Raw genomic sequence first — 9,853 nt, 5'->3', positions numbered from 1 at the left:
GCCCGGGCCGGGACAGGCCGTCCCCCGATGAGCTCTCCGATGAGCCCCCCGATGAGGGAGAGTGTGACGCCACCCGCGACGAGGCGAGCGTGACGACCAGGGTGATGCCATGGGTTCCGGCCCGCTCGGACCTGCGTGGTCGCGCTGCTCCGGGGTGGCGATGGCACGCAGGGCGCCCTGGCCCGGCACGGGTTCCGGTCGTCGCCTGCCCTGGGGTTGCTTGTCTCCGGCACTTCGAGGGCGGACCTCGCCCGCGCAGCCCGTAGCGTTCTAGCTTGTCTCGATCTTTCGGGTTGTCGAGCCGTGTCTTGACGTTTTTTGGTACCGGTGCTAGGGTCTTGGCTAGAGGGGCAGGAGAAACCGTTTATAAGGGGGCCTCTGGGTAGATGATGAAGTCCACGGGGATCGTACGGAAGGTGGACGAACTCGGCCGTGTCGTGATCCCCATCGAGCTGCGCCGCACGCTGGACATCCAGGAGAAGGATTCCCTGGAGATCTACGTGGACGGCGACAAGATCATCCTGCGGAAGTACGAGCCGGCTTGCATCTTCTGCGGGAACGCCTACAACGTGGAGAACTTCAAGGGGAAGAACGTCTGCAAGAGCTGCATGGCCATCATGGCCACGCGGGCCAGCTGAGGGCAGGGCCCGCGCCGGCCGTCGCAGCCCCCGGGGCCGGGGGCACCCGCGACGGGTTCGGGGGCAGGAACCCGAGATGGTCCGCCGGAACACGGGTGGCAAAGGGGCAGGTCCGGCGGGACGAACCGGCACCACCGGCCGCGCCCGACGACGGAGGGCGCCGGTCGGGGGCGGTCGCGGGCGGGGTGCCCGGCCTTGGGGCAAGAGGGCAGGCCATGCGGAGTCGATTCGGTCTTCCACCCACGTATCGCGTCCAGGCGTGCGGCACAGCCGTCGTGTCGGGATGGACGAGGTAGAGCTGCGATGGGAAGGCATCCCTGCGCCCCGACCACGGGGAGGACCGTGGAAGCCACGGGTGCAGGGCATTCTCTCGTGGATGCGGTGGATCGTCAGCGGCTGGGGCCATCGTCCCGGCCGCGCTTTTTCTCCTGGGAGGCTGAGGCCCCTTCCGGAACCGGGCCCGTGTCCACGGCCCCTGGTCCTGGGGGCGCACCGTGGTCCAGATAGGCGCGGTACACCAGGCTCCGGCGCAGCCCGTGTCGCCGCGCCACCGTGCGCGCCGCGGCGCTGGGGGAAGCGCCCGCGGCCACCTCGGCGGCGACCTCGTCGGCCAGCTGGGCCGGCGAGGGCAGGGACGGGGATGACTGCGGCCCCGCCTCGCCCGCCGGCGGCCGGGGGGCCGGTTCTTCCGGATCCGATCGGCCCGCGCTCCGGGAGGCAGGATCGGCTTCGGCCTGCGGCCCGGCGGACGGGCGGCTGCGCGGACCGTCGGGCAGGCCGGCGGGTGCGATCACCAGCGTGTACTCGCCCCGCGGCTCCTCCGCCTGGAGCACGGGCACCAGCCGCGCCACCGGTCCCCGTCGGATCTCCTCGTGCCGTTTGGTCAGTTCGCGGGCCACGGCGAGATAGGCGTCCGGCAGCAACGCGAGCAGATCCGCCAGGGTCGCGCGCAGGCGGTGGGGCGCCTCGTAGACGATCACGGCGCCGTCCCAGCCGCGCCATCCCCGCATCCGCTCCCGCCGACGCTCGGCGTCCCGCGGCAGGAAGCCTTCGATGAGGATCCGCGTGGCCGGGATGCCGGCGGCGGAGAAGGCGGCCAGGGCCGCGCTGGGGCCGGGCAACGGGACCACCGGTCGCCCCTCGGCGGCGACCCTTGCTACCAGGCGGGCGCCTGGGTCGGCCACCCCGGGTGTGCCGGCGTCGGTCAGCAAGGCCACCACCTGCCCGGCCGCCAGCCACCGGGCCACCTGCTCCGCGCGCATCGCCTCGTTGTGCTCGTGGCACGAGACCACCCGCTTCCGGATGCCGTAAGCGGCCAGCAGTCGACGGGTGCGCCGGGTATCCTCGGCAAGTACCCGATCCGCCCGGCGGAGCAGGGCGAGCAGCCGGAGGGTCACATCGCCCAGGTTGCCGATGGGCGTGGCGCAGACGTAGAGGGTTCCGGGCCGGATCCAGTCCGCCGCGCCCCCTTCTTCCCCCGCCGGGTCCGCGGGGCCCTGGTCGGCACCCTGGCCCGGGCCGACGCGGGCGGAAACGGTAGGACCGGTCGCTTCCGCGCTGCGGCGCTCGTCCACCGGCGTCACCGTCCCCTGGGCCGACCCCCGGCGCCCCGCCCGCCGGTGGTCCGATGCCCGGGCCGGCCCGCTCCCGCCGGCGCCCCGAGGCAGGGAGCCCTCCGGGCGATGGCCCAGCACCGCGCACAGAAGACCTCGAGGGCCAACGACCGATTGGCGTTGGCTTGCCAGGCGCGCCGGAAGTCGGCCAGCGCCCGGGTCCAACCCAACCGCCGGGCGGGGTCGTCGCCGGCCTCCTGCCGCCGGAGGAGCCAGATCAGGACGTCCGCCGCCGCCTCCGCCTTGTCGCCCCATTCCGCCAGCCTGCGGGCCGCATCGAGGGCGTCGACCAGGCCGCCGTGGGCCAAGGCGGCCGCCACCTGGCTGAGCGCCTCGGCCTCGGCGGCGCAGGCCGGTTCATCCAGATACGCTCGGGCCTGGGGGGCCGCATCGCCGTTCACCCGCAAGGCCCAAAAGGCCGCCTCCAGCCTGGTTCCGGCGGCCTCCGCCAGTTCGCGGGCCCGGTCTTCCCGCGGCCGCGGTCGGAAGGGGACGATCCGGCAGCGCGAGCGCAGGGTCGACAGCACCGCCGTCGGGTGGTCCGTGGTGAACACGAAGACCACGAAGGCGGGTGGCTCTTCGACGGACTTGAGGAGGGCGTTGGCCGCCTGCGGCGTCAGGCGGTCGATGTCGAACCACAGGACCACCTTGCGGGATCCCAGCTGGGGGCGCAGGGGGAGCGCGGCCAGCACGCGGCGCACGGTGTCGATGCCGTGCCCCTCGGGCACGAGCAGATCCGGATGGGTCCGCGCCGCCACCTGCCGGCAGGCGGCGCACGTCCCACACGGCGCACCCTCACGAGGCTGACGGCAGAGCAAGGCGGCCGCCGCGGCTTGCGCCGCCTCGCGCTGCCCCGCGCCCGGAGGCCCCGCCAGGAGGTAGGCATGGCTCACGCGGCGGGACCAGAGGGGTGCCATCGGCGTTGCCGTCGCGCGGGCGGCCTCAGACATGTTCGAATCGCTCCACCTGGAGCACGAAGATGGTCGCCCCGCCGACGATGACCTCGACGGGATAGGGGACGTAGGTGTCCACGGCGCCGCCGATGGGCCCCAGAGGGGTCACCACCTGCTCCCGTGGCCGGCACACGCGCTTGATGATCGCGACCACCTCGTCGACCTGGGCGTCCTCCGCGCCGACCAGCAGCGTGGTGTTGCCCTCCTTGAGGAAGCCGCCGGTGCTGGCGAGCTTGGTCGCGCGGTAGCCCCGTTCGACCAGCTCCTCGATGAGGCGGCCGGCGTCCTTGTCCTGCACCACCGCCACCACCAGCTTCACCGTGGTCACCCGCCCCTCTCGTCTCGCGTCATCGCGCGCGTCGACGCCGTGCCCTGGGTGGCCCGCTTTGGCGTGAGGGCGTCGGACCGCCCGGCGGGCCAGGCCGCGCCGCGGGCGAGACGTCGTTCCAGGGCCCGGCGCACGTCGGCCGCCACCGCCGGCTCGGGGCGGCTGGCGTCCACCAGCACCACCCGGTGCCCCTCCGTGCGCGCCAGGGCCAGGTAGGCTTCCCGAACCCGTTGGTGGAAGGCGTCGTCACGCCGTTCGATGTCGTCCCCGGGCCGTCGGCGCCGGGCCCGGGCCACCTCCGGCGGACAATCGAAGACCAGGGTGAGATCGGGCAGAAGGCCTCGGGTCGACCAGCGGTTGACGCTCCATACGGCATCCCAGCCCAGGCCGAGCCCCGTGCCCTGGTAGGCGAGGCTGGAGTCGAGGTAGCGGTCGCAGACCACCGTCTCGCCGGCGAGGAGCGCCGGCAGGATCACCGTCTCGACCAACTGGGCGCGGGCCGCCGCGAACAGCAGCATCTCGGCCACGGGAACGGGGCGCCCCTCCCCGTTGAGCAGCAGCTGACGCAGGCGCTCGCCCAGCGGCGTGCCGCCGGGCTCGCGAACGAGGCGACACGGGATCCCGCGCGCCCGGAGCCAGTCCATCACCACGGCGGCCTGGGTGCTCTTGCCGCTGCCCTCGACGCCCTCCAGGGTGATGAACCACCCCCGACCGGCCTCCGAGTGACCGGACGGCTCCTGCGTGATCCGTCGTGCGGAGCGCTGCGCCTGGGGGGCCACGGCCTCACCTGCTACGGTCGACGGTGGCTTGGGATCCCTCGCGTCCTAGGGACCCCTCGCATCTAGGTTCGCCCTGCGGCCCGGCCGTCCCTCGCACCCGGCCGACACCGGTGGCGCCCCTCCCGCTCCGGGAACGGTTGCGAGCCGCCGGCAATCCCGGGCCCTCGCCAAGCCGGGGGTGTCCGCAGGCGGTGCGCCTGGCGGTCCCGCGGCGTGGCCTTCGAGCGTTCTGCGGCGCGGGCGCGCCACGACCGCGGCCGCGCCAGGGTCGACGCCACGGCGCGTTCTTCCCCCGCCATGCGTCGGCGAGCGGCCACGCCCCGTTGGCGCCGGCGAAACGACGAACGGGCGACGGTGATGGACCGTCGCCCGCCCTCGACGTCCTGGCTCCAGCGGCAGGATTCGAACCTGCGACCCCCCGGTTAACAGCCGGGTGCTCTACCGCTGAGCTACGCTGGAACGCTGACGTCCGCAATTATAGCAAAAAGGCGTTCCGGCGGCGACCTACTCTCCCGGGCGGTGGCCCGCCTAGTACCATCGGCGCTGGAGGGCTTAACGGCCGTGTTCGGGATGGGAACGGGTGGGTCCCCTCCGCCATGGCCACCGGAACGGGGTGGGGGTTTTGCCCCTTGAGAACGGCACAGGGATGGGGGTGGTGGGGGTGCGGGGCTGCGCTTGGCGATGGGCGGGGGGTGGGTTGGCGGGTGAAGGCCTCGACCGATTAGGACCGGGTCGCTGAAGACCTTGCGGTCCTTACACGCCCGGCCTATCGACCTGGTGGTCTACCAGGGGTCTTACTCCCTTGGCGGGATGGGAGACCTCATCTTGGGGTCGGCTTCGCGCTTAGATGCTTTCAGCGCTTATCCGGTCCCGACATGGCGTTCCAGCCGTGCCCCGGGCGGGACAACTGGGATACCAGCGGTCGGTCCTTCCCGGTCCTCTCGTACTAGGGAAGGCTCCCCTCAAGTCTCCTGCGCCCGCAGTGGATAGGGACCGAACTGTCTCACGACGTTCTGAACCCAGCTCACGTACCGCTTTAATGGGCGAACAGCCCAACCCTTGGGACCGGCTGCGGCCCCAGGATGCGATGAGCCGACATCGAGGTGCCAAACCTCCCCGTCGATGTGGACTCTTGGGGGAGATCAGCCTGTTATCCCCGGGGTAGCTTTTATCCGTTGAGTCACGGCCCTTCCACCCAGGACCGTAAGATCACTAAGCCCGGCTTTCGCCCCTGCTCGACCCGTCGGTCTCGCAGTCAAGCACCCTTGTGCCTTTGCACTCCGCGCACGATTTCCAACCGTGCTGAGGGTACCTTTGGGCGCCTCCGTTACCTTTTAGGAGGCGACCGCCCCAGTCAAACTGCCCACCTGCCACGGTCCCGGACCCGGCTGACGGGCCGCGGTTAGAACGCCCGCCGTCCAAGGGTGGTATTCCACCGTCGGCTCCCCCGAACCTGGCGGCCCGGGTTCGCAGCCTCCCACCTATCCTATACATGGCCGGCCGACGTTCAATGACAGGTTGCAGTCAAGCTCCACGGGGTCTTTCCGTCCAGCTGCGGGTCGCCCGCGTCTTCACGGGCCGCTCAATTTCACCGGGCCCCTCGCCGAGACAGTGCCCAGGTCGTTACGCCTTTCGTGCGGGTCGGAACTTACCCGACAAGGAATTTCGCTACCTTAGGACCGTTATAGTTACGGCCGCCGTTTACTGGGGCTTCGGTTCGGAGCTCGGGCTTGCGCCCTCACCCCTCCCCTTAACCTTCCAGCACCGGGCAGGCGTCAGCCCCTATACTGCGCCTTTCGGCTTCGCAGGGACCTGTGTTTTTGATAAACAGTCGCCTGGGCCTGCTCTCTGCGACCCCCCAAGGCTCCGGCCGCGCGGGCCTTCACCTCAGGGGGCACCCCTTCTCCCGAAGTTACGGGGTCAATTTGCCGAGTTCCTTAGCGAGGGTTTTCCCGCGCGCCTGAGGCTTCTCGCCTCGCCCACCTGTGTCGGTTTCGGGTACGGGCACCGGAAGCCTGGCTAGAGGCTTTTCTCGGCAGTGGGGGATCGGCCCCTTCGCCCCCGAGGGGGCTCGGCATCGCGTCTCGGGACTCCCCGGGGGATTTGCCTCCCGGGGCTCCCTACCCGCTTGCACCGGCCCTCTCCAGCGGCCGGCGGTACCTACCCTCCTGCGTCCCCCCATCGCTCGTAACGGCTTCGCGGTGGTACCGGAATATGAACCGGTTGCCCATCGCCTACGCCTTGCGGCCTCGGCTTAGGTCCCGACTAACCCTGAGCGGACGAGCCTTGCTCAGGAACCCTTGGGCTTTCGGCGGGCCGGATTCTCACCGGCCTTTTCGCTACTCATGCCGGCATTCTCACTTGCCTGCGCTCCAGCCGACCTCACGGCCGACCTTCGCCGCCCAGGCAACGCTCCCCTACCACGGGCCTGCGCCCGTCCACAGCTTCGGCGCCGTGCTTCAGCCCCGGGTCATTTTCGGCGCAGGGTCGCTCGACCAGTGAGCTATTACGCACTCTTTCAATGATGGCTGCTTCTAAGCCAACATCCTGGTTGTCTTCGCGACCCCACATCCTTTCCCACTGAGCACGGACTTGGGGGCCTTAGCTGGTGGTCTGGGCTGTTCCCCTCTCGAGCACGAAGCTTATCCCTCGTGCTCTAACTCCCCCGGTGCACCGCGCGGTATTCGGAGTTTGCCTGAGTTCGGTAACCCGGGAAGGCCCCTAGCCCAAGCAGTGCTCTACCCCCGCGCGTCAGCCCGGAAGGCCCACCCTCAAGTGGTTTCGGGGAGAACCAGCTATCTCCGGGTTCGCTTGGCATTTCACCCCTACCCACAGCTCATCCGATGGTTTTTCAACACCAACCTGGTTCGGGCCTCCACGCGGTCTTACCCGCGCTTCACCCTGGCCATGGGTAGATCACCCGGTTTCGGGTCGACCGCCTGCAACTCGCGCCCTCTTCGGACTCGGTTTCCCTCCGGCTCCGGACCTGCGGCCCTTAACCTCGCTGCAGACGGTCACTCGCCGGCTCATTCTTCAATAGGCACGCCGTCAGGGCCTCCGCCCCTCCGACTGCCTGTAGGCACACGGTTTCAGGTTCTCTTTCACTCCCCTCCCGGGGTGCTTTTCACCTTTCCCTCACGGTACTCGTGCGCTATCGGTCGCTCGGGTATTTAGCCTTGGAGGGTGGTCCCCCCAGCTTCCCACGGGGTTCCACGTGCCCCGTGGTACTCGGGCACGCACCAACGGAGACCGCGAACTTTCGCCTACGGGGCTCTTACCCTCTCCGGCCGGCCCTTCCAGGCCCGTTCGGCTAGCCCGCGGTTTGCTCACTCCGCCGGGGCCCTGCCAAGCCCCGCTCGTGCGCCCCACAACCCCCGGACGGCAACGGTGGCAGCCTTTCCCACCGCCCGGGTTTGGGCTCCTCCCCTTTCGCTCGCCGCTACTCGGGGAATCTCGGTTGATTTCTTTTCCTCGCGGTACTAAGATGTTTCAGTTCCCGCGGTTCCCCTCCCGGACCTATGGATTCAGCCCGGGATGACGGGGCATTCCCCCCGCCGGGTTTCCCCATTCGGGCATCCCCGGATCGACGCCTGCTTGCGGCTCCCCGAGGCTTTTCGCAGCTTACCACGCCCTTCATCGGCCCTTCGCGCCGAGGCATCCACCGTGTGCCCTTCCTACCTTCATCCCGCGCGCCACCCGCCCGCCGCAGCGCCAACCGCCGCCCCGCGAGCAGGCACGCCTCCCCATCCACACGCCCCTTCCCTATGCCGTTGTCAAGGTGCAAAACCCGGCGCCGTGGGGCGCCCTGGTCCTTGAGAAGGGAGCGGCGCGTTTCCTCGAGGCAGGATCGACCTGGAGGGGACCGGGGCGGGCCCCGGTCCGGCACTCCTTAGAAAGGAGGTGATCCAGCCCCACGTTCCCGTAGGGCTACCTTGTTACGACTTCACCCCAGTCACCGGCCCCACCTTCGACGGCTCCCTCCCCACCGGAAGGGCTGGGACTTCGCGCTCCCGCCAAGCCCCACCCCTTCCGGCGGGGTTGGGCCACCGGCTTCGGGTGTTGCCGGCTCCCGTGGTGTGACGGGCGGTGTGTACAAGGCCCGGGAACGTATTCACCGCGGCATGCTGATCCGCGATTACTAGCGATTCCGGCTTCACGCAGGCGAGTTGCAGCCTGCGATCCGAACTGGGACCGGCTTTTAGGGATTGGCTCCCCCTCGCGGGTTCGCAACCCGTTGTACCGGCCATTGTAGCACGTGTGTAGCCCTGGGCATAAGGGCCATGATGATTTGACGTCATCCCCACCTTCCTCCGGTTTGTCACCGGCAGTCCCCTGTGAGTGCCCGGCCAAACCGCTGGCAACACAGGGCGGGGGTTGCGCTCGTTGCGGGACTTAACCCAACATCTCACGACACGAGCTGACGACAACCATGCAGCACCTGTCACCGCGCTCCCCAAAGGGGCACCCCAGCCTTTCGGCCAGGTTCGCGGTGATGTCAAGCCCAGGTAAGGTTCTTCGCGTAGCTTCGAATTAAACCACATGCTCCACCGCTTGTGCGGGCCCCCGTCAATTCCTTTGAGTTTCAGCCTTGCGGCCGTACTCCCCAGGCGGGGTGCTTAGTGCGTTAGCTCCGGCACGGAAGGGGTCGATACCTCCCACACCTAGCACCCATCGTTTACGGCGTGGACTACCGGGGTATCTAATCCCGTTCGCTCCCCACGCTGTCGCGCCTCAGCGTCAGGGCCAGGCCAGGCAGCCGCCTTCGCCACTGGTGTTCCTCCCGATCTCTACGCATTTCACCGCTCCACCGGGAATTCCGCTGCCCTCTCCTGCCCTCAAGCCCGGCAGTTTCGAATGCACCTCCCCGGTTGAGCCGGGGCCTTTCACATCCGACTTGCCAGGCCGCCTACGCGCCCTTTACGCCCAGTGATTCCGGACAACGCTCGCCCCCTACGTCTTACCGCGGCTGCTGGCACGTAGTTAGCCGGGGCTTCCTCTTCCGGTACCGTCAGCCGAGGGCTCCTCACCCCCGACCTTCGTCCCGGACGACAGGGGTTTACACCCCGAAGGGCTTCCTCCCCCACGCGGCGTCGCTGCGTCAGGCTTTCGCCCATTGCGCAAGATTCCCGACTGCTGCCTCCCGTAGGAGTCGGGGCCGTGTCTCAGTCCCCGTGTGGCCGACCACCCTCTCAGGCCGGCTACCCGTCGTCGCCTTGGTGGGCCGTTACCCCACCAACCAGCTGATGGGCCGCGGGCCCCTCCGGCAGCGACCGCCTCTCCAGCGGCCTTTCCTCCACACCCCATGCGGAGCGCGGACCGTATGCGGTATTAGCCCCAGTTTCCCAGGGTTATCCCCCACTGCCGGGCAGGTTACCCACGTGTTACTCACCCGTCCGCCGCTAGGAGACCGGAGAGCAAGCTCCCCAATCTCCCCGCTCGACTTGCATGTCTTAGGCACGCCGCCAGCGTTCGTCCTGAGCCAGGATCAAACTCTCCTCCGGAATGCTCACCCATCCCGCAGAAGAGCCTCCGGCTCCCCGCG

5 protein-coding genes, 1 tRNA gene and 3 rRNA genes are annotated in these 9,853 nt (G+C 69.3%); 1 reads left to right on the top strand and 8 read right to left on the bottom strand.

Annotated features, from left to right (window positions below; translation table 11 throughout):
- Positions 1 to 389: 389 nt before the first annotated feature.
- Positions 390 to 638 (top strand): AbrB/MazE/SpoVT family DNA-binding domain-containing protein, encoded by a 249-nt coding sequence (locus Q5761_RS00180; protein ID WP_174266693.1) that lies wholly within the window; start codon positions 390 to 392, stop codon positions 636 to 638.
- Between the two features lie 389 nt (positions 639 to 1,027).
- Here the strand turns inward: Q5761_RS00180 and rsmI are convergent, their stop codons facing one another.
- The 8 genes from rsmI to Q5761_RS00140 form a co-directional block, all read right to left on the bottom strand.
- Entirely contained in the window at positions 1,028 to 2,212 is a 1,185-nt protein-coding gene (rsmI, locus tag Q5761_RS00175; protein ID WP_318750745.1) for a 16S rRNA (cytidine(1402)-2'-O)-methyltransferase, read from the bottom strand.
- A gap of 5 nt (positions 2,213 to 2,217) precedes the next feature.
- Complete coding sequence (locus tag Q5761_RS00170; protein WP_318750744.1) at positions 2,218 to 3,168, bottom strand: hypothetical protein; 951 nt, start codon at positions 3,166 to 3,168, stop codon at positions 2,218 to 2,220.
- Positions 3,169 to 3,193: 25 nt separating this feature from the next.
- Positions 3,194 to 3,523 carry a cyclic-di-AMP receptor gene (locus Q5761_RS00165; protein ID WP_135225934.1) on the bottom strand — a complete coding sequence of 110 codons (330 nt, stop codon included), beginning with the start codon at positions 3,521 to 3,523 and terminating at the stop codon, positions 3,194 to 3,196.
- Between the two features lie 5 nt (positions 3,524 to 3,528).
- A complete protein-coding gene (tmk, locus tag Q5761_RS00160; RefSeq protein WP_135224638.1) occupies positions 3,529 to 4,311 on the bottom strand; it encodes a dTMP kinase in 783 nt (260 codons plus the stop codon).
- A 384-nt stretch (positions 4,312 to 4,695) separates the two neighbouring features.
- Positions 4,696 to 4,770: transfer RNA gene (locus tag Q5761_RS00155), tRNA-Asn, on the bottom strand.
- A gap of 32 nt (positions 4,771 to 4,802) precedes the next feature.
- Positions 4,803 to 4,919, bottom strand: a 5S ribosomal RNA gene (gene rrf, locus Q5761_RS00150).
- Positions 4,920 to 5,012: 93 nt separating this feature from the next.
- Positions 5,013 to 7,996 (bottom strand): 23S ribosomal RNA (locus Q5761_RS00145).
- Between the two features lie 208 nt (positions 7,997 to 8,204).
- A 16S ribosomal RNA gene (locus tag Q5761_RS00140) occupies positions 8,205 to 9,812 on the bottom strand.
- Together the 16S, 23S and 5S rRNA genes with 1 tRNA gene alongside form the textbook arrangement of a ribosomal RNA operon.
- Positions 9,813 to 9,853 lie beyond the last annotated feature (41 nt).

The organism is Thermaerobacter composti (assembly GCF_033582035.1).
GTDB classification, from domain to species: Bacteria; Bacillota; Sulfobacillia; order Thermaerobacterales; family Thermaerobacteraceae; genus Thermaerobacter; species Thermaerobacter composti.
The sequence above is the reverse complement of the archived record's forward strand: the minus strand, read 5'-3'. Positions and strand labels throughout refer to the sequence as shown.